Annotated in this window: 17 protein-coding genes; 9 read left to right on the top strand and 8 right to left on the bottom strand. The window is 70.9% G+C overall.

The window, feature by feature from the left end:
- The first annotated feature begins 3 nt into the window (after window positions 1-3).
- Window positions 4-1596: a diguanylate cyclase gene (locus tag HC031_RS04145; protein WP_167923798.1), complete on the top strand. Its 1593-nt coding sequence runs from the start codon at window positions 4-6 to the stop codon at window positions 1594-1596.
- A 44-nt stretch (window positions 1597-1640) separates the two neighbouring features.
- Here the strand turns inward: HC031_RS04145 and HC031_RS04140 are convergent, their stop codons facing one another.
- From HC031_RS04140 to HC031_RS04125, 4 genes are all read right to left on the bottom strand, one after another.
- Window positions 1641-2939, bottom strand: a complete 1299-nt coding sequence (locus HC031_RS04140; RefSeq protein ID WP_167923797.1) for an MATE family efflux transporter — start codon at window positions 2937-2939, stop codon at window positions 1641-1643.
- 3 nt (window positions 2940-2942) lie between these two features.
- On the bottom strand, window positions 2943-3668 hold the full coding sequence (locus HC031_RS04135) for a CDP-alcohol phosphatidyltransferase family protein (RefSeq protein WP_167923796.1): 726 nt from the start codon (window positions 3666-3668) through the stop codon (window positions 2943-2945).
- A complete protein-coding gene (locus tag HC031_RS04130; protein ID WP_167923795.1) occupies window positions 3665-4369 on the bottom strand; it encodes an NTP transferase domain-containing protein in 705 nt (234 codons plus the stop codon). The genes HC031_RS04135 and HC031_RS04130 overlap by 4 nt, the downstream gene beginning before the upstream one ends.
- A gap of 125 nt (window positions 4370-4494) precedes the next feature.
- Window positions 4495-5946 carry a GuaB1 family IMP dehydrogenase-related protein gene (locus HC031_RS04125; RefSeq protein ID WP_167923794.1) on the bottom strand — a complete coding sequence of 484 codons (1452 nt, stop codon included), beginning with the start codon at window positions 5944-5946 and terminating at the stop codon, window positions 4495-4497.
- Window positions 5947-6106: 160 nt separating this feature from the next.
- Here HC031_RS04125 and HC031_RS04120 point away from each other — a divergent pair, with 160 nt between their 5' ends.
- The 3 genes from HC031_RS04120 (at window position 6107) to corA (ending at window position 9432) form a co-directional block, all read left to right on the top strand.
- Complete coding sequence (locus HC031_RS04120) at window positions 6107-6499, top strand: CBS domain-containing protein (protein ID WP_167923793.1); 393 nt, start codon at window positions 6107-6109, stop codon at window positions 6497-6499.
- Between the two features lie 479 nt (window positions 6500-6978).
- Entirely contained in the window at window positions 6979-8079 is a 1101-nt protein-coding gene (locus tag HC031_RS04115) for an aminotransferase-like domain-containing protein (protein WP_167923792.1), read from the top strand.
- Between the two features lie 225 nt (window positions 8080-8304).
- Window positions 8305-9432, top strand: a complete 1128-nt coding sequence (gene corA / locus HC031_RS04110) for a magnesium/cobalt transporter CorA (protein WP_167923791.1) — start codon at window positions 8305-8307, stop codon at window positions 9430-9432.
- A 62-nt stretch (window positions 9433-9494) separates the two neighbouring features.
- On the opposite strand, the gene HC031_RS04105 is transcribed toward corA, so the two are convergent.
- Window positions 9495-10106, bottom strand: a complete 612-nt coding sequence (locus HC031_RS04105) for a hypothetical protein (RefSeq protein ID WP_167923790.1) — start codon at window positions 10104-10106, stop codon at window positions 9495-9497.
- Window positions 10107-10381: 275 nt separating this feature from the next.
- On the opposite strand from HC031_RS04105, the gene HC031_RS04100 reads away from it, so the two are divergent.
- Both HC031_RS04100 and HC031_RS04095 read left to right on the top strand, forming a co-directional pair.
- Entirely contained in the window at window positions 10382-10921 is a 540-nt protein-coding gene (locus HC031_RS04100; RefSeq protein ID WP_167923789.1) for a peptidylprolyl isomerase, read from the top strand.
- A 10-nt stretch (window positions 10922-10931) separates the two neighbouring features.
- Window positions 10932-11828 (top strand): rhomboid family intramembrane serine protease, encoded by an 897-nt coding sequence (locus HC031_RS04095; RefSeq protein ID WP_167923788.1) that lies wholly within the window; start codon window positions 10932-10934, stop codon window positions 11826-11828.
- Window positions 11829-11851: 23 nt separating this feature from the next.
- On the opposite strand, the gene HC031_RS04090 is transcribed toward HC031_RS04095, so the two are convergent.
- Window positions 11852-12433, bottom strand: coding sequence for a TetR/AcrR family transcriptional regulator (locus tag HC031_RS04090; protein ID WP_167924037.1), 582 nt, complete (start codon window positions 12431-12433; stop codon window positions 11852-11854).
- A 119-nt stretch (window positions 12434-12552) separates the two neighbouring features.
- Here HC031_RS04090 and HC031_RS04085 point away from each other — a divergent pair, with 119 nt between their 5' ends.
- From HC031_RS04085 to HC031_RS04075, 3 genes are all read left to right on the top strand, one after another.
- Window positions 12553-13005, top strand: a complete 453-nt coding sequence (locus tag HC031_RS04085) for an SCP2 sterol-binding domain-containing protein (protein ID WP_167923787.1) — start codon at window positions 12553-12555, stop codon at window positions 13003-13005.
- 3 nt (window positions 13006-13008) lie between these two features.
- Window positions 13009-14223 carry an acyl-CoA dehydrogenase family protein gene (locus HC031_RS04080; RefSeq protein WP_167923786.1) on the top strand — a complete coding sequence of 405 codons (1215 nt, stop codon included), beginning with the start codon at window positions 13009-13011 and terminating at the stop codon, window positions 14221-14223.
- Window positions 14224-14298: 75 nt separating this feature from the next.
- Window positions 14299-16041, top strand: coding sequence for an AMP-binding protein (locus HC031_RS04075; protein ID WP_167923785.1), 1743 nt, complete (start codon window positions 14299-14301; stop codon window positions 16039-16041).
- Window positions 16042-16066: 25 nt separating this feature from the next.
- On the opposite strand, the gene purD is transcribed toward HC031_RS04075, so the two are convergent.
- A complete protein-coding gene (gene purD, locus HC031_RS04070; RefSeq protein ID WP_167923784.1) occupies window positions 16067-17320 on the bottom strand; it encodes a phosphoribosylamine--glycine ligase in 1254 nt (417 codons plus the stop codon).
- 23 nt (window positions 17321-17343) lie between these two features.
- On the bottom strand, window positions 17344-18630 hold the full coding sequence (locus HC031_RS04065; RefSeq protein WP_167923783.1) for an adenylosuccinate synthase: 1287 nt from the start codon (window positions 18628-18630) through the stop codon (window positions 17344-17346).
- Window positions 18631-18670 lie beyond the last annotated feature (40 nt).

Here is an 18670-nt window from a genome sequence, read left to right as displayed (position 1 = left end):
CGCGTGAGCACCACGCGCGTCACCGAACGGCACACCGCGCCGTGCTCGGATGAGCAGCTCGCCGAGCTGATCGACGCTGTCACCCGGTCCCAGGACGAGTTCGACATCGAGCGCGCGCTTACCGTTGCCGCGCAGGTCGAGCGGGAGACCGGCAACGTCGAGCTTCGGATGCGGGCCCGGTTGCTGCGGCAGAACGCCCTCGAGCGTAAGGGCGAGGTGGGCCCCGCTGCCCGGCTGGCGTGGGAGGTCAACCGCTGGGCGGCCGACCACGACCACCGCGACCTGCTCGCGCAAAGCCACTGGCAACTGTCGCGCTCCTACCACTACCTCGGCGACACGGCATCCTGCCTGGACCATGCCGTCCGCGCGGTCGAACTGCTCGACGACGACGCCCCGCCGCTGCAGCGTGGCCGGTTCCTGGTAACTCTGGCCGACGCGCTCGGCTGGGCGCGCTCGTTCGAGGAGGCCCGCCGGCGGTACGCCAGCGCCGAGGAGATCTACATCAGCCTCGGCGACGTGCCGCGCCACATCATGGTCCTGAACAATCTCGCATACACCGAGTACGAGGCCGGCGAACCGGAGCGGGCGTGGGCGGTGGCTCAGCGCATGCAGGCTGTCGCCGCCGCGCACGGGATGCCGCTGAAGGAGATCTACCACGACGCGGTGGCCCGGGCCCAGATCGGCATCGGCCGCCCGGGCGACGCGGAGCGGACGCTGTCAGCCGTCCTGGCCGAATACGCTCCGGCGTCGGAGGAGGCCGATCTCCTCGCCGAACTCCTGCTGACCCTCGCCGAGGCGCAGCGGTTATGCGGCGGCACCGACCGGGCGCAGGAGACACTTGACCGGTGCCTGCGCCTGTGTGAGCAGCGCGGCCTGGCCGAGGTCCGGGTGCGGGCCCTGAGGGAGCAGGCCGAACTGCACGCCGCCCGCGGCGACTTCGAGTCCGCGTACGCCACGCACAAGGAGTTCTACGCCGCGGCGGAGGCGCTCCGCTCGGAGGAGCGGGAGGCGCGGGCCCGCATCAGGGAGGCGATGTTCGAGACCGCCGAGGCGCGCCAGGACGCCCGGCGGTTCTGGGAACAGGCGCGGCGCGATCCGCTCACCGGGCTACACAACCGCCGCTACGCCGACGAGCGACTACCGGTCCTGCTGGCTCACGCTGCGCAGCACGGCGAGCCGCTCGCCGCCGCACTGATCGACATTGACCACTTCAAGCGGATCAACGATCGGCTCTCACACGAGGTCGGGGACCGGGTTCTGGCGATCGTGGCTGAGCTGCTGGCAACCGCCGCCGCTGCCTTCGATGACGACGACGCCGTCCTCGTGGCCCGGATGGGCGGCGAGGAGTTCCTGCTCGTGCTGCCGGGCTCCACCGCCGAGGCCGCAGGCCGCCTCGAGGAGGTCCGGCTCGCCGTCCACTCTTACCCGTGGCAGCCGATCACCGGCGCGCTGCCGGTGACGGTGAGTATTGGCGCGGCGCCGGCACTTCCCGACAGCACTCAGTCGACCCTGCTCGCGCGGGCCGACGCGCAGCTTTACGCCGCGAAGAACGCCGGCCGGGACCGCCTCATGATCGAGAACTCACTCGCTCCATGATCGCGGAAACGTGTCCGTGCTGGAACACGGACAAGTTTCCGCGATCATGGGACTAGCTGTCTCTCCGCGAGCCGCTCCGGCTCCGGCTGGCCGAGGAAGCGCAGCGCGTACCCGTACAGGGCGATCATCACGACCAGCCCGACCACCGCGCCGAGGAGCAGGCCCCAGGCCGCGCCCTTCAGTTCGTGCAGGTGCGCCCCGACGACCAGCGCCGTCAGGCTGGCGGTCGTGAAGACGGCGTACTGGACGAACAGCAGCCGGGCCCGGTGCATGGCGCGCAGCGCCGCCGTGAACGGCACCTGGACCACGTAGATGCCCGCCTGGAGAGTGACCGGCAGCGCCAGCGGGGCGATGTCCTTGAACTTGTGGATGTGCACCAGCACGAGCGTCGCCACCGGCCACATCACCGCGACCATGAGGGCGGCCAGCGCGGTGAACGCCAGCGCGAGCTTCCACGTCAGCCGGCGCAGCGAGCCCCCCGCCTGCTCGCCCTCGACCCCCGGTAACCGGGCGGCGTCGCGGGCCAACCGGGACGCGCGGGGCACGACCAGCCCCTGGACGGCGGTCACGAAGTTCTGTACCGGCTGGAGCAGCGCCGTCTGGGCCCCCCGCAGCCCGGACAGGGCCAGGCTGGACAGCTGGCCGCTGACCAGGAAGGTGACCGCGAGCACCTGGAACTGTCCGATCACGGCCGTCGCGGTGAACCAGCCGGACAGGTGGCGGGTCTCGCCGAGCCACCGGATCGGCCGACCCCGCCACGGGCGGTGCCCGGTGCGCAGCAGGAAGACCGCGAGCCCCGCCGCGGCACCGATCGCCCAGCACACCAGCAGGCCCGGCGCGCTGGCGTGGCCGGTCAGCCACATGACCACCACGGCGGCCGCCTGGGTGCCGACCCAGACCAGATCGGTGACCAGCGCCTTGGTGGGCTGCCGGTCGGCGAGGTAGCTGCACCGGCCGGTGTCCTGCAACAGCAGTACCGGCAGGAACGGCGCGATCCAGACGAGGTCCCTGAGGTTGTTCCCGGGCCACACCGCCCAGATGACCAGCAGTACGACCGCGGCGGCCGCGGCGAACGTGACCGCCGCGGCGAGTCCGTTGCGCACCAGGCGGTCGCGGCACTCACCCTCGTACCGGGAGGCGAGCGCCAGCAGCACGTCGCCGACGAACGCCCGGTTGAGGAACATGACCACGTAGATCAGCGCCAGCGACTGCAGCATGACGCCGGAGCGGTTCCGATCGAGCAGGAGCAGGGCCGCCACGGTGTTGCCGGCGTTGGCGCAGGCCACCACGAACTGGTCGGCCAGCCCCGCGCCCACCCAGCGCGCGTTGCGCAGGCCCGGCACCCGTCAGCTCCGGTTCAGGCTGGCGCGCGCCGACGCGGCGATACTGACCAGCAGGAATCCACCGTTGACGACCGTGAACGCGACCATCAGCCAGACGGTCCACGCGGGTACCACAGCGACGACCAGGCCGATCACGGTGACCACGGCGCCGTAGTCGCGGACCAACTTGAGCAATCGGACGATCAGGGACCTGCTCGTGACCAGGCTCGCGGCCGCCGCACCCTGCTGGAGCGCGGAGGTCACCAGGTTGACCATCCAGGTACCGGCGAAACCGGCCACGAGCCAGGGCCGTACGCCGTCCGGGTGGTAGGCGTACGCGACGCTGCCGACCGCTGCGGCCAGGGAGATCTGGAGCGCGACGTCGCAGAGGATGTCCAGCCGGGCGCCGGCCGGGCTGGACTGGCCGGTGACCCGGGCGAGCTGGCCGTCCGCGCAGTCCAGCGAGTACGCCACCTGCCACAGCACGAGCGCGACCAGGCCGACCAGGAGCGCCGGCACCCGCCCGTCGGCCATCGCCGGCGCGGTCAGGATGACCAGCGCGGCGGCGGCGAGCCCGAGGACGAAGTTGGTCAGGGTCAGCGCGGTCGGAGGCAGCCCCAGCCGCTCGGCGGCGACGGACACGTGCGCCGCGATCCGCTGGTTGATCGTCTCGGTGAACAGCCCGCCACCGCGGTTACGGGCCAGGAAGTCGGCCGCTGTGGGACGCACCGGCCGCTCCGTGGTGGTCACCGGCCGCCGTCCAGCGCGTTGGCCCGGTCCAGATCCGGCTCGAAGTCGACCTCGACACAGCCGTACGCGGAGATGTCCACGGCCGCGACCCGCAGCCCGGCGTCCCGGATGGCCGTCTCCAACCCGTACTCGAAGTACTCGGTGTCCGGGCAGCGTTCGAGGTGCGCGACGAGCACGCCGCGGTCGGCGGCCGACACGTAGTTGATGCCGACCGCCTCGCCCAGGCCGCCGACGACCTTCTTGGACAGCTCGTACACGTACCCGTCCGCGTCGAGGGTGTACTTGACCTCCTCGTCGGCGACGCTCGCCGTGTTCACCGCGACGAAGCTGCGGTCGGCCTCGATGTACGGCGCGAGGGTGTCGAGCAGCCCGGGTACGAAGACGACGTCGCCGTTCAGCCACAGCACCCCGCCGGGCGGCGCCAGCCGCAGCGCCTTGAGCAGGCTCTTGGCGGTGCCGGTCTGGTCGTACAGCTCGTTGTAGACGAACGCGGCCTCGGCCGCGGCCGCCTCCATGATCAGGTCCATCTTGTACCCGACCACGATCGTGACGTGCGCCTGCGTGCCGAAGGTCTGCCGCAGATGGTCCAGCTGCTGACGCAGGATGCTGCGGCCGTCGGCCAGCGGCGTCAGCGGCTTCGGATACGGACGGCCGAGCCGGGTGCCCAGGCCAGCGGCCAGGATCACCACGTTGATCACCACGCGGACTTCCCTTCGCGTCGGTACGGGTGTCCGCCCCGTCGGACGCGAGGCAGGATATCGCGATCTGGCCCGGGCAGGGGCCGTCCCCGCCCGTACGGGCGGCGTCACCAGCGGATCAGGCGCCCTCACCAGCTGATGGGCAACGGCTTTCCCTCGGCGTAACCGGCGGCGCTCTGGACCCCGATCACCGCACGTTCATGCAGCTCGGCGAGGGTACGGGCGCCCGCGTACGTGCACGCGCTGCGCACGCCGGCCAGGATCTCGTCGATGATGTCCTCCACGCCGGGGCGGCGGGGGTCCAGGTACATCCGCGAGGTCGAGATGCCCTCCTCGAACAGCGCCTTGCGGGCCCGGTCGAACGGCGTCTCGTCGGAGGTCCGGCGGCTGACCGCGCGGGCCGAGGCCATGCCGAAGTTCTCCTTGTACAGCCGGCCGTCGGCGTCGCGCTGCGGGTCGCCCGGGGACTCGTGGGTGCCGGCGAACCAGGAGCCGATCATCACGTTGGACGCGCCGGCCGCGAGCGCCAGGGCCACGTCGCGCGGGTGCCGCACCCCGCCGTCGGCCCACACGTGCCCGCCGAGGTTGCGGGCCTGCTCGGCGCACTCCAGCACGGCTGAGAACTGCGGGCGGCCGACCCCGGTCATCATCCGGGTGGTGCACATCGCGCCGGGACCAACCCCGACCTTCACGATGTCGGCGCCGGCCGCGATCAGGTCACGCACGCCGGCCGCCGTGACGACGTTGCCGGCCGCCACGGGTACCGCCGGCTTGAGCGCCCTGACCGCGCGCAGCGCGGAGATCATCCGTTCCTGGTGGCCGTGCGCGGTGTCCACGACGAGGACGTCGATCCCGGCCGCGAGCAGCTTGTCGGCGCGGCCGGCGACGTCGCCGTTGATGCCGATCGCGGCGCCGATCCGCAGCCGGCCGTCGGCGTCGGTGGCGGGGCGGTACAGCGTCGCCCGCAGCGCCGCCTTGCGGGTCAGGATGCCGACCAGCGCGCCGGATCCGTCGACGACGGGCGCGACCCGGTGGTGGCCGGCCTGCAGCCGCTCGAACGCCTCCTCGGGGGCGATGTCGACCGGCAGCGTGAGGAGCTCACGTGACATGACGGCGCCGAGCTGGGTGAACCGGTCGACGTCGGCACAGTCGACCTCGGTGACGATGCCGACGGGGCGGCCGTCCTCGACGACCACGACGGCGCCGTGGGCGCGCTTGGGCAGCAGCGCGAGCGCCTGCGAGACGGTGTCGGTCGGGCTCAGCGTGATCGGTGTGTCGTGGACGAGGTGGCGACGCTTGACCCAGTTCACGACGTCGGCCACGACGTCGACCGGGATGTCCTGGGGAATGATCGCGAGACCGCCACGGCGGGCGACCGTCTCCGCCATGCGCCTGCCGGCGACCGCGGTCATGTTGGCCACCAGGATCGGGATGGTGGTACCGGTGCCGTCGCTGGTTGCCAGGTCGACGTCCAGACGCGACTCGACGCTCGATCGCGAGGGCACCATGAAGACGTCGTCGTAGGTCAGGTCATAGGGTGCCGGTTCCGACAGCCCGGACCGTTCGGACAGGAAGCGCATGCTGTCCAGTATTGGCCCTCCAGGTTGATCGCCTCGCGCGCAGGTCCGTTCACCCTTGCGGGGGAAGGCACTTAACAGCGAAGTCCGCGAATGGGAAGTCTTGAGTGTTTCTCCCGTCGGCGGGACCATGTGCGCACGCGCCTTCAAGGGGGATTCGACCATGCAGGTACGCGACGCCATGAGTAACGCCGTCCTCACCGTGGGCCCCGAGCACACGCTTCGCCAGGCCGCCCGGCTGATGTCCTCCCGCCGGACCGGGTCGGCCCTGGTGATCGACCCGGAGGGGTCGGGGGTGGGCATCATCACCGAACGCGACGTGCTGAACGCCCTCGCCGCCGGGCTCGACCCGGACGTCGAGCGCACCGCCAACCACATCACCTGGGACGTGGTTTACGCCGGGCCGTCCTGGACCCTCGAGGAGGCCGCCGCTGCCATGATCCAAGGCGGCTTCCGCCACCTGGTCGTCTGCGGCGACGACGAGGTGCTGGGCGTCATCTCGGTGCGCGACATCGTCCGGGTGTGGGCCCAGAACCGCTCGTCGGTGCCCGCCTAGAAGACGTCCGCCGGGTCGACGACCAGCGGGTACGGCACGTCGGCCGGCTGGAGCACGTCCGCCGCCCGCCGGAGAGCTTCTTACCGCACCACGAGGGCGTCGGGGATGTATCAGGTCGTCCGATTCCTGATGTTGATCCCAGGCCCACAGTCGACCACCAGAGGCCTTCCGGCACGTTGCTGTCCAGCAGGCGGTGCAGCCGGTTGTTGATAAAGACGTGGTGCAACGAGGGCGGCGGGCTCACCAGCAGACTCCCGTCGGCGATTTCGTAGCGGACGCCCTCCGGAAGTCCGGCAAGATCGTCAACGGTCCAGCTGCGGCCGAATTCGTGCGACACGGAGACGGTCACGGTCATGCCCCCGATCCTCGGGTTCAGCGTGGCACCGGCGCTGCCCCGGCCACAACCGCCCGCGCCGTCCACAAGATCGGGCGTAGGGCTTGACAAAATCGATCGCGCGTAGGCCGTACCCTTGACAACCATGACCTCCGCGCAGCTCATCTCCTTTGCCCGTGGTGCCCCCTCCCTCGACATCGTCGACGTCGACGGCCTCAAGGCCGCCGCGGTCCGCGCGTTCGAAGCCGACCCGGCCGGCGTGACCGCGTACGGCACGGCGGTGGGTTACCCGCCCTTGCGGAAGTGGATCGCCGACAAGCACGGCGTCGACGTCGACCAGGTGATCGTGACGAACGGCTCGCTGCAGGCCGACGCGCTGCTGTTCGAGCACTTCGTGAGCGCCGGCGACGACGTGATCGTGGAAAAGCCGACCTACGACCGGACCCTTCTCAACCTGCGCAACGTCGGCGCCAAGGTGCACCAGATCACGCTGGACGCCGAGGGCATCGACGTCGATGAGCTGCGCAAGCTGCTGGAGTCGGGGGTGCGGCCGAAGCTCGCCCACGTCATCCCCAACTTCCAGAACCCGGCCGGTGTGACGCTGTCCGCCGACCGGCGGCGGGCCCTCATCGCGCTCGCCAAGGAGTACGGCTTCACGATCTTCGAGGACGACCCGTACGCGGACATCCGCTTCCGGGGCGACAAGCTGCCGTCCATGCTGTCGCTGGACACCGACGGGACCGTCGTCCACGCCAGTTCGTTCACCAAGACGGTCTGCCCGGGCGTGCGCGTGGGCTACCTGGTCGGGCCTACGGACCTGATCGCCACGATCGCCAAGCGGGCGACGAACCTGTACATCTCGCCCGGCATGGTCTCCGAGGCGATCGTGCACCAGTTCTGCGTCACCGGCGACATCGACCGGTCCATCGAGACCGTCTGCGCCGCCCTCGGCGAACGCTCCCGGCTGCTCGCCGACGCCCTGCGCAAGCACCTCCCGGACGCCCGGTTCACCGAGCCCGACGGCGGCTACTTCCTCTGGGTGGACCTGCCCGAGGACGTCGACGTGGACAAGCTCGTACCGGCGGCGACCGCGCGCGGTGTGGCGGTCGTCAAGGGCAGTGACTTCCTGCTCGAAGGCGGTCGGCACTCGCTGCGGCTGGCCTACTCGGCGGTCACGAGTGACCAGGTCGAGGAGGGCGTACGCCGGCTCGCGGCCGCCGTCGCGGAGGTCCGCGGCCAGGTCTGACACCAAACCGTGATGTGAAGGGGTTCCCCCGCCCGGGTTGGATGGATCACAATCCTGCGCGGCGCGATTGTCAGATAACACCGCGTCCACAGGCATCACCCCCCGCCCCCATGGCACCGGGCGGGCCGCCCCGCCCCCACCCCCCACCTGCGGACGGCCCGCCCGGTGCTCACCTTGCGAAGTACGTCGTGGCGGTCGCACCACCTCACAGGTCTGGAGTAGTGCATGGCCACTGACGACGGCTTCGGCCGCGGTCTGTCGCGAGTGCTGCCCGCGCCGGTCCGCCGCGCCGTGGACCGGATGCGCAGCACCGGCCCGGCCGCTCCGGACCCCGCCGGCCTCGACGGCGACCGTCGCAGCGCCGTCGTCGACTGCGCGCTCTACGTCGACGGGGTCCGGCAACCCGGGGACTGGGACTACCGGGAGGCGCTGGCCGCCGCCCGCCACGCCCGCAAGGCGTTCGTGTGGCTGGGGCTCAAGGAGCCCGACGCGAACGAGCTTGCCGACATCGCCGACACGTTCGACCTGCACGAGCTGCCGGTCGAAGACGCCGTGAAGTCCCACCAGCGCCCGAAGGTGGAGCGCTACGGAGCGATGACCTTCGTGACCCTGCGGACGGCCCGCTACGTCGAGCACGCCGAGCTGACCGACACGAGCGAGGTCGTCGAGAGCGGCGACGTGATGATGTTCATCGGCGAGCACTTCATCATCACCGTCCGACACGGCGACGCGGCTCGGCTGGCGCCCGTGCGCGCCGGCCTGGGCGACAAGCACGAACTGCTCGAACACGGCCCCTGGGCGATCGCCTACTCGGTGTACGACCTCGTCGTCGACGGACTGATCGAGGTCGCGGCGGCGATCGAGGAGGACATCGCGGCCGTCGAGGACAGCGTCTTCGCCCGCCAGGGCAGCGGTCGCATCCAGCGCATCTACCAGCTCAAGCGGGAGCTGATGGAGTTCAAACGGGCCGTGATGCCGCTGCAGCGCCCGCTCGCCGGCCTGGCCAGCGGGCAGCTCGCCGACGTACCCAGCGAGGTCCGCCGCTACTTCCGCGACGTCAACGACCACCTGACCCGCACGGTCGAGCAGGTCGTGTACTTCGACGACGTGCTCAACTCGATCCTGTCGGCGCGGCTGGCCCAGGTGTCGGTGGACCAGAACAACGACATGCGGAAGATCGCTGCCTGGGCCGCCATCGCGGGGTGGTGGACGATGATCGCCGGCGTCTACGGCATGAACTTCAAGTACATGCCCGAGCTGAACTGGAAGTTCGGCTACCCGGTGTTCCTGGCCCTGATGGTCGCCGTGTCGCTCGCGATGTACCGGGCCTTCCGGCGCTCGGGCTGGTTGTAGACCCCCGTACGCACTCCGAGGGGAGCGCCGACGCGCTCCCCTCGGAACAGGTGCCCGGTGCGCTAGGGACGGCCGTTACGTGAGCCGGAACCGGTCGAACCGCTCGCGAGCGACTCACCCGTGCCGGTGGTCGACGGCGGCGTGACGGACGGCTGCGAGCCCGACGACGGCGGCGGCGTGACCGACGACGGCGGCGGCGTGACCGACGACGGCGAGGTGCCGGTCGCCTCCTTCATCTGGCTCATCACGTCGGACGCCTTCTCCTTGGCCGTTTCCGCCTTCTCCTTGGCCGTTTCGGTCATCGACGATGCGGCTGACCGGGCCGAGTCGGCGACCGACCTCGCCTCCCCGGTGATGGCGGCCCCGGTCGATTCGTACTCGTTCCACTTGCGCTGCCTCCGCCGCGCCAGCAGCGCGCTGACGGCGCCCAGAGCTACGCCGGCGATCATCAGTCCGCCGGCCATCCGCGGCCACCGCCGGGCCTTCATGGTCGGCTTCTTCCCGGTGGCGCGACGTGCCACCACGCCCGCCCGCCGGGCCCCGTCCCGGGCCATGTCCACCGACTTGTCGATCGCCGGCTCGATCATTCGCTCCCGCATCACGTCCATTCGCGGCGCGATCATCTCCGCGACCGATCCGGCGGCGTGTGCCCCGGCCATGCGAAGGTGATCCATACTCTCGCCGAACTCCTCGCGCATCATGTCGTTGTGCGTCCTCACCTGACGCCGTCCAAACACGGTCCCACCTCCTGCGTCGGCGAACACTCCTAACCACCTCGCATTACCCAGGAGGCGGTCGGAAGAACCCGTGGCGGTCGTCGCTGCCGCCTGCCACGAGGCCCGCCCGGCGCGGATTCGCGGGTCACGCGCGCGTCGGGCCCACGAGCGGCGGCGCGCGACGGGCGGGGGTACGGTAAGCGCTGAAGATCTTCTCCACGAAAGGGAGCACTGTGGCCGAGCGTATCTTCGCGACGTTGCGCACCAACGTCGGACCGATCCGTGTGGAGCTCTTCCCCGACCACGCGCCGAAGACCGTACGGAACTTCGTCGAGCTTGCCGAAGGTACGCGGGAGTACACCGATCCGCGCACGCGCCAGCAGGGCAGCGGCCCGTACTACGACGGCACGGTGTTCCACCGGGTCATCAGCGGCTTCATGATCCAGGGTGGCGACCCGACGGGCACCGGCACCGGCGGCCCGGGGTACACCTTCAACGACGAGATCCACCCGGACCTGCAGTTCAACCGCCCGTACCTGCTGGCGATGGCGAACGCCGGCACGCGCGGCGGCCAGGGCACCAACGGCTCGCAGTTCTTCGTCACCGTCGCGCCGACGACGTGGCTCAACGGCAAGCACACCATCTTCGGCGAGGTCGCCGACGACGACTCACGCAAGACCGTCGACGCCATCGCGGGCACCCAGACCGACCCGCGGGACCGGCCGCTGCAGGATGTCGTCATCGAGCGCGTCGAGATTGAGCGGACTCAGTAGTCTTGCACGCATGACACAACCCCCGTCCGTCGGTGTGCCGGCCTGCTACCGACACCCGTCGCGGGAGACCTATGTCCGGTGCACGCGCTGTGACCGGCCGATCTGCCCCGACTGCATGAACGAGGCGTCGGTCGGTCACCAGTGCCCGGAGTGCGTCGCCCAGGGGCGGCGCGCTCAGCGGCCGGCCCGGACCGCTTTCGGCGGTACCGCGGCCGGGCAGCGGGGCACCGTGACCAAGACGCTGCTCGCGATCAATATCGCGGTGGCTCTGCTCGGTGCGCTGATCAGCGGCGCGCGCGTCGCGGCGGGCGGATTGCTGACCGGCGGCAGCGCCGTCATTGACGCGTTCGGGGCGGTGACCGCCGACAGCTACCGGATCGGGCAGCACGTCTATCCCGGCGTCGACGACGGCGGCTGGTACCGGCTGATCACCGCCATGTTCATCCACTACGGCGTGCTGCACCTGGCGATGAACATGTGGGCGCTGTGGGTGCTGGGCCGCCAGTTGGAGGCGGCGCTCGGCCGGGCCCGCTTCCTCGCCCTCTACCTGCTGGCCGGGGTGGGCGGCAACGTCGCGGCATACCTCTTCAGCCCGCACTCGCCGACCGCGGGCGCATCGACCGCGCTGTTCGGCCTGTTCGCCGCGTTCGCGATCGTGGTACGGCGGCTCGGCGGGAGCCTCGCGGGGATCCTGCCCGTCCTCGTACTCAACCTGATCATCACGTTCGGGGTGCCGCACATCTCGATCGCGGGCCACCTGGGAGGCCTGGTGACCGGCGCGATCCTCGGCGCCGGCCTGGCGTACGCGCCGCGCAACGCGCGTACCCAGGTGCAGATCGGGGTGATGGTCGCGGTCCTGGTGGTGCTGGCCGCGCTGACCCTCCTGGGGCCGGCGCTGCACGCCTGACAGCCGTCCTTACGAGGCCGTCCTTACGAGGAGGGGCGCCACACCGCGCCGCGGAGCAGATCCTCGGCCCCGAGCCAGATGACGTTCATCAGCCGGGCGGCCGTCCGCGCCGGGTCCTCGCCGGGGTGGTCGGCCAGCCAGTCGGCCATCGACTCGGCGGCGCCGACCAGGGCGTACGACACGGGCTCCAGATCTGCCGGGCCGCCCGGACCGCCGACGGACGCGACCGCCCGGGCCAGCAGGCCGGCCACGATGTCGACCATCCGCCCGCGGATCGCCGTCCATTCGCTGTCGAACGGCTCGCGGCCGCGCGACTGGCGGTAGAGCACGTTCCAGCCTTCACGGTGGGCGCCGACGAAGGCGAAGAAGCCCCGCAGCCCGTTCCACAGTTGCTCGTCGGGGCGGGCGCTCGACCCGACGGCCTCGAGGACGGTCTCGACCAGCCGGGTCGCCTCGCGGTGCAGGCAGGCGATGAACAGGTCCTCTTTGCTTCCGAGGTAGGCGTACACCATCGGCTTGGAGATGCCGGCGGCCTCGGCGATCTCGTCCATCGACGCGGCATGGAAGCCCTGACGGCCGAAGACGGACACGGCGGCGTCGAGCATCTGTTGTTCGCGTACAGCGCGGGGAACACGCTTGGAGGTGATGGGTGGCACCTTGCAAGCTTACCTACTCACCCGTAACGTTACGCACGAGTAAGGTAAACGCCACTACAGGGGGACAGATGACGGACATCACCGGCCTGGACTTCGCCACCGTCGAGCCCAAGCAGTTCGCCCAGATCGTCAAGAACACGAAGGACTCGGAGATCGCCGAGCTGCTCCAGGGCGAGCACCGCAAGAAGATCCTCGACGCGATCTTCGCGAAGTTCCCGAGCCTGTTCCGCCCGGACCGCGCCGGCTCCACCAGCGCGGTTATCCACTGGAACATCACCGGCGCCGCCGACGGTGGCGCGGACGCGTACGAGCTGGTGATCGCGAACGGGACCTGCGCCCTCTCACCCAGCCCCGAGAACGACCCCAAGCTGGCGATCACCGTCGGTCCGGTCGACTTCATCAAGGTGGTCTCCGGCAACGGCAACCCGATGATGATGTTCATGACCGGCAAGCTGAAGGCCAAGGGCGACCTGGGCCTCGCCGCGAACATCGCCAACCTGTTCGAGATCCCCAAGGCCTGACGCATGCCTGAGTTCTCGCTAGACCTGAACGAGGAACAGCGGGACCTCCGCGACTGGGTGCACGGCTTCGCCAGCGAGGTCGTGCGCCCGGCCGGCGCGGAGTGGGACGAGCGCGAAGAGACCCCCTGGCCGATCATTCAGGAAGCGGCCAAGATCGGGCTCTACGGCTTCGAGTTCCTCATCAACGCCTGGGGCGACCCGACCGGGCTGTCGATGTGTCTCGCCAACGAAGAGCTGTTCTGGGGCGACGCCGGCATCGCCATGTCGATCTTCGGAACCAGCCTGGCGGTCGCCGCGATCTACGGCTCGGGCACCCCCGACCAGCTGGTCGAGTGGGTACCCCAGTGCTTCGGCGACGCCGACGACCCCAAGGTGGCCGCGTTCTGCACGACCGAACCGGGCGCCGGCTCCGACGTCGGATCGATGCGCACCCGGGCCCGGTACGACGAGGCCACCGACGAATGGATCCTCAGCGGACAGAAGGCGTTCGCCACCAACGGCGGCATCGCCAACGTCCACGTGGTCACCGCGAGCGTCGAGCCGGAGCTGGGCTCGCGCGGGCAGGCCGGCTTCATCGTCCCGCCCGGCACCCCCGGCCTCGCGGCCACCAAGAAGCTGAAGAAGCTCGGCCTGCGCGCTTCGCACACCGCGGACGTGTTCCTCGATGACGTCCGCGTACCGGGCAGCTGCCTGCTCGGCGGCAAGGAGGCGCTCGACGAGCGGCTGGCGAGGGCCCGGGAGGGGCAGCGGGCCAGCGGCCAGGCGGCCATGCGCACGTTCGAGCTGTCCCGTCCGACGGTCGGCGCCCAGGCCCTCGGTATCGGCCGCGCGGCGTACGAGTACGCCCTCGAGTACGCCAAGAACCGGGAGCAGTTCGGCCGGCCGATCATCGACAACCAGGCCATCGCCTTCGCGCTCGCCGACATGCGGACAGAGCTCGACGCGGCCCGGCTGCTGGTGTGGCGGGCGGCGTGGATGGGCCGCAACAACCGGACCTTCGAAGCCGGCGAGGGCTCGATGAGCAAGCTGAAGGCCGGTGAGGTCGCGGTCGCCGTGACCGAGAAGGCGGTGCAGATCCTGGGCGGTGCCGGCTTCGTTCGGGATCACCCGGTCGAGCGATGGTATCGAGACGCGAAGATATATACGATCTTCGAAGGTACCAGCGAGATTCAGCGGCTCGTGGTGTCCCGGGCGATCTCGGGCCGGTACATCCGCTGAACGCGCTGGTACCGGTCGATGGAATAGTGGCGCGGGGCATACCGTGGGGGCACCACGAGTGATAGGCAGAAAAACGTGGAAGCAGCCTTCCTGTTGCGCACCCTCGCCCGCCGTGGACTCCTTGCGCCCGGTCGGCCTGACAAGGTAGTTCGGCAGCTCAACGCGTTGCGCCGGTGGGGCTTCAGCCTCACCGGCGAGATGCGGTCGGCCGCGGCCCGCAGCCCTGACCGGGTGGCCGTCATCGACGAGGGACGCTGCCTGACCTACGCCGACCTGGCGCTGCGGTCACGGCGGCTGGCGAACGCGCTGCGCGCCAGCTACGGCCTGGGGCCGGGCGACCGGATCGGCCTGCTGTGCCGCAACTCCGCCTCGATGATCGAATCGATGCTCGCCGCGGGCGCGATCGGCGCGGACGTGGTGCTCGTCAACACCGGGTTGGGCCCCGGACAGCTCGAGACCGTCCTGCACAACCAGGCGGTGCGGGTACTCATCCACGACGACGAGTTCTTCGAGATGGCCTCGGCCGTGCCGGCGACGGTGGCGCGGATCAGCGCCGACGGCGACGAGCGGCGGGCCACTCCCACGGTGGCCGGCCTGATCGAAGGAGCCCAGCGCTCGGATCTCGCGCCGCCGGCGCAGCCGGGCCGCACCATCGTCCTCACCTCGGGAACGACGGGCACTCCGAAGGGGGCGCGCCGGCCGGTCCCCGGCGGCTTCAACCCGCTGGCCGCCGTGATCTCCCGAATCCCGATGTCGGCCGGTGAGCGCATGTTCATCGCCGCACCGCTGTTCCACACCTGGGGTTACGCCGGGCTGCAGATCGCCCTGGCGCTGCGCGCGACGATCGTGCTGCGGCGCCGCTTCGACCCGGGCGAGACGATCGCCGCCGTGCACGAGCATGATTGCACGGCCCTGCTGGCCGTACCGGTCATGCTGCAGCGCATGCTGGACGCCGCGCCGGCCGGGCGCGTCGAGACCCCGCTGCGCGTCGTCGCGAGCAGCGGCTCGGCGCTGCCCGCGCCCATGGTCGGCCGGTTCATGGACGTGTTCGGCGACGTGCTCTACAACCTGTACGGGTCGACCGAGGCGTCGTGGGCGAGCATCGCGACCCCGGGTGAGCTACGCGCCGACCCGACCTGCGCCGGCCGTCCACCCGTCGGCACCCGGGTGCTCATCCTGGACGCGAACGGCGACCGGATGCCGCCCGAGCACATCGGACGCATCTTCGTCGGCAACGACATGATCTTCGAGGGGTACACCGACGGCGGCGGCAAGGAGTGGCGCGACGGGCTGATCTCGACCGGCGACATCGGACACCTCTCCTCGGACGGGCTGCTGTACGTCGACGGCCGCGAGGACGACATGGTGATCTGCGGCGGGGAGAACGTCTACCCGTCCGCGGTCGAGAACACCATCGCCGAACTGCCGCAGGTACGCGAGGTGGCCGTGGTCGGCGTGCCCGACCGCGAGTACGGGCAGCGGCTGGCCGCCTGGATCGTGCTGTACCCAGGCGAGCAGCTGGACTCCGAGGCCGTACGGGAGTACGTGCGCCGGGCGATGGCCCGGTTCAGCGTGCCGCGCGACGTGCACTTCGTGGCCGAACTGCCGCGCAACGCGACCGGCAAGATCATGCGGCGGTTCCTGATCGTCCCGCCCGACGCGCCGGGCGCCCCGCCCCCGGCGCCGACGCGCACTCCGCTGAACACGCCGAAATCCACCCTGCCGATCCAGCCGGCCAACCCGCTGCCGCAGCCCCGGGGCAGGTCGGTGGCCGACTCCAACGACGCGACGATGCACCTGCCCCGCATCCGGGACTGACCGCCTCCATCCGGGACTGACCGCCTCAGGCGGCGGGGACCGCGATCTCTCCGCGTACGGCGGCCAGCGCGATGTCGCGCCGGTGCTGCGCGCCGTCCAGCCGGACGCCGTCGACCAGCGCGTACGCGCCCGCGCGGGCGGCGGCCAGGTCAGGGCCCGTTGCGGTGCAGCACAGCACCCGCCCGCCGGCGGAGACCAGCGCACCGTCGTCGCGGCGGGCGGTGCCGGCGTGGATGACGCCGGGGACGCCGTCGGCACCGGTGATCACGTCGCCCTTGCGCGGGGTACCGGGATAGTTCTCGGCTGCCACGACCACCGTCACCGCCGAGCCGGACCGCCAGCGCAGCGGCGGGTGCGCGGCGAGCGTGCCGGTGGCGGCCGCGTGCAGCAGGCCCGCGAGCGGCGTCTCGAGCAGCGCCAGCACGACCTGGGTCTCGGGATCGCCGAACCGGCAGTTGAACTCGATGACCTTCGGGCCGTCCGGAGTGATCGCGAGGCCGACGTACAGCAGCCCGGCGAACGGCGTACCGCGCTCGCGCAGGGCGGCCAGCGTCGGGTGCACCACGTCGGTCATCACGTCGTCGACGAGGCCGGCCGGCGCCCACGGCAGCGGCGCGTACGCCCCCATACCGCCGGTGTTCGGCCCGGTGTCACCCTCGCCGACGCGCTTGAAGTCCTGGGCCGGCAGCAGCGGCAGGGCGGCCGCGCCGTCGGTGACCACGAACAGTGACACCTCGGGCCCGCTCAGGTACTCCTCGACCACGACCCGGTCGCACGCGGCGGCGTGGTCGAGAGCGGCCTGCCGGTCGGAGGTGACCACGACGCCCTTGCCGGCGGCGAGCCCGTCGTCCTTGACGACGTACGGCGCACCGAACTCGTCGAGGGCGGCGGCCGTCTCGGCCGCGTCCACGCAGACCCGCGACCGTGCGGTGGGCACGTTCGCCGCCTGCATGATCTCCTTGGCGAACGCCTTGGAGCCCTCCAGCCGCGCCGCCGCCCGAGACGGGCCGAAGCAGGGAACGCCCGTCGCGCGGACCGCGTCGGCGACGCCCGCGACCAGCGGCTGCTCCGGACCGATCACGACGAAGTCGGCCCCGACGCGGACGGCCAGGTCCGCGACCGCGTCGACGTCGGTGACATCCACCGGTACGACCTCGCCCAGCGCGGCCATGCCGGGGTTGCCGGGGGCGCACACCAGGGAGGTGACGGACGGGTCGGCAGCGAGGGCGGTGGCGAGGGCATGCTCACGCCCGCCCGAGCCTACGAGAAGGACACGCACAAGCCGATCGTACGGGGGACCCGCTACAGCAGCGGGTGCCGGACCACGTTCTCGTCGCGACCCGGGCCGACCCCGACGGCGCTCACCCGGGCGCCGGACAGCTCCTCGACGCGCTCGATGTACCGGCGGGCGTTCTCCGGCAGCTCAGCCTCGGTCCGGCACTTCGAGATGTCCTCCCACCAGCCGGGCAGCTCCTCGTAGATCGGCCTGGCGTGGTGGAACGCGGTCTGCGTCATCGGCATCTCGTCGACCCGCTCACCGTCGATCTCGTACGCCACGCAGATCGGCACCTTCTCCAGGCCGCTCAGCACGTCGAGCTTGGTGACCACGAGATCGGTGATGCCGTTGACCCGCGCCGCGTACCGCGCGACGACCGCGTCGAACCAGCCGCAGCGCCGCTCCCGGCCGGTCGTCGTCCCGTACTCGCCGCCGATCTTGAGCAGGTGCTGGCCGTTCTCGTCGAACAGCTCGGTCGGGAACGGACCCGAGCCGACCCGCGTCGTGTACGCCTTGGCGACGCCGATGACCTGCGAGATGCTCGTCGGCGGGACGCCCGAGCCGACGCAGGCGCCGCCCGCGGTCGGGTTGGAGGAGGTCACGAACGGGTACGTGCCGTGATCCACGTCCAGCAGGGTGGCCTGGGCGCCCTCGAGCAGCACGGTCTTGCCCGCTTCCAGGGCCTTGCCGAGCACGAGCCGGGTGTCGGCGATGTACTGGCGCAGCCGCTCGGCGTACCCCAGGTACTCCTCGACGACCGCGTCGACGTCGATGGCCTTGCGGTTGTACACCTTCGACAGGATCTGGTTCTTCTCCCGCAGGACCAGCTCCAGCTTCTTGCGGAAGATCCCGGCGTCGAGCAGGTCCTGTACCCGGATCCCCATCCGGGCGACCTTGTCCCCGTACGCCGGCCCGATGCCGCGGCCGGTGGTGCCGATGCGTGAGGAGCCGAGGTACCGCTCGACGACCCGGTCCAGGGCCCGGTGGTGCGGCATGATCAGGTGCGCGTCGGCCGAGATGAGCAGGCTGGACGCGTCCACTCCGCGCTCGGCCAGCCCGTCCAGCTCGGTGAGCAGCACCTTCGGGTCGACGACGACCCCGTTGCCGATCACCGGCACGCAGCCGGGCGTCAGCACGCCCGACGGGAGCAGGTGGAGGGCGTACTTCTGCCCATCCGGTGTGACCACGGTGTGACCCGCGTTGTTACCGCCCTGGTACCGCACGACGTAGTCGACGCGCTCTCCGAGCAGGTCGGTAACCTTGCCCTTGCCCTCGTCGCCCCACTGCGCGCCGATCAGCACGATCGCTGGCATGTTGAAGTCCGCCTTCCAGGGTTCGGCGCCGCTTCCGACC

The organism is Planosporangium thailandense, from assembly GCF_011947195.1.
GTDB lineage: Bacteria > Actinomycetota > Actinomycetes > Mycobacteriales > Micromonosporaceae > Planosporangium > Planosporangium thailandense.
This window is presented reverse-complemented; position numbering and strand designations above follow the sequence as displayed.

Excerpts from the sequence above, each read along its gene's own strand:
- HC031_RS04085 (WP_167923787.1), top strand. The coding sequence starts at position 12,553 with ATGACGGACATCACCGGCCTGGACTTCGCCACCGTCGAGCCCAAGCAG.
- corA (WP_167923791.1), top strand. The coding sequence starts at position 8,305 with ATGGCCACTGACGACGGCTTCGGCCGCGGTCTGTCGCGAGTGCTGCCC.
- HC031_RS04090 (WP_167924037.1), bottom strand. The coding sequence starts at position 12,433 with ATGCTCGACGCCGCCGTGTCCGTCTTCGGCCGTCAGGGCTTCCATGCC.
- HC031_RS04120 (WP_167923793.1), top strand. The coding sequence starts at position 6,107 with ATGCAGGTACGCGACGCCATGAGTAACGCCGTCCTCACCGTGGGCCCC.
- HC031_RS04080 (WP_167923786.1), top strand. The coding sequence starts at position 13,009 with ATGCCTGAGTTCTCGCTAGACCTGAACGAGGAACAGCGGGACCTCCGC.
- HC031_RS04095 (WP_167923788.1), top strand. The coding sequence starts at position 10,932 with ATGACACAACCCCCGTCCGTCGGTGTGCCGGCCTGCTACCGACACCCG.
- HC031_RS04065 (WP_167923783.1), bottom strand. The coding sequence starts at position 18,630 with ATGCCAGCGATCGTGCTGATCGGCGCGCAGTGGGGCGACGAGGGCAAG.
- HC031_RS04125 (WP_167923794.1), bottom strand. The coding sequence starts at position 5,946 with ATGCGCTTCCTGTCCGAACGGTCCGGGCTGTCGGAACCGGCACCCTAT.
- HC031_RS04105 (WP_167923790.1), bottom strand. The coding sequence starts at position 10,106 with ATGGATCACCTTCGCATGGCCGGGGCACACGCCGCCGGATCGGTCGCG.
- HC031_RS04115 (WP_167923792.1), top strand. The coding sequence starts at position 6,979 with ATGACCTCCGCGCAGCTCATCTCCTTTGCCCGTGGTGCCCCCTCCCTC.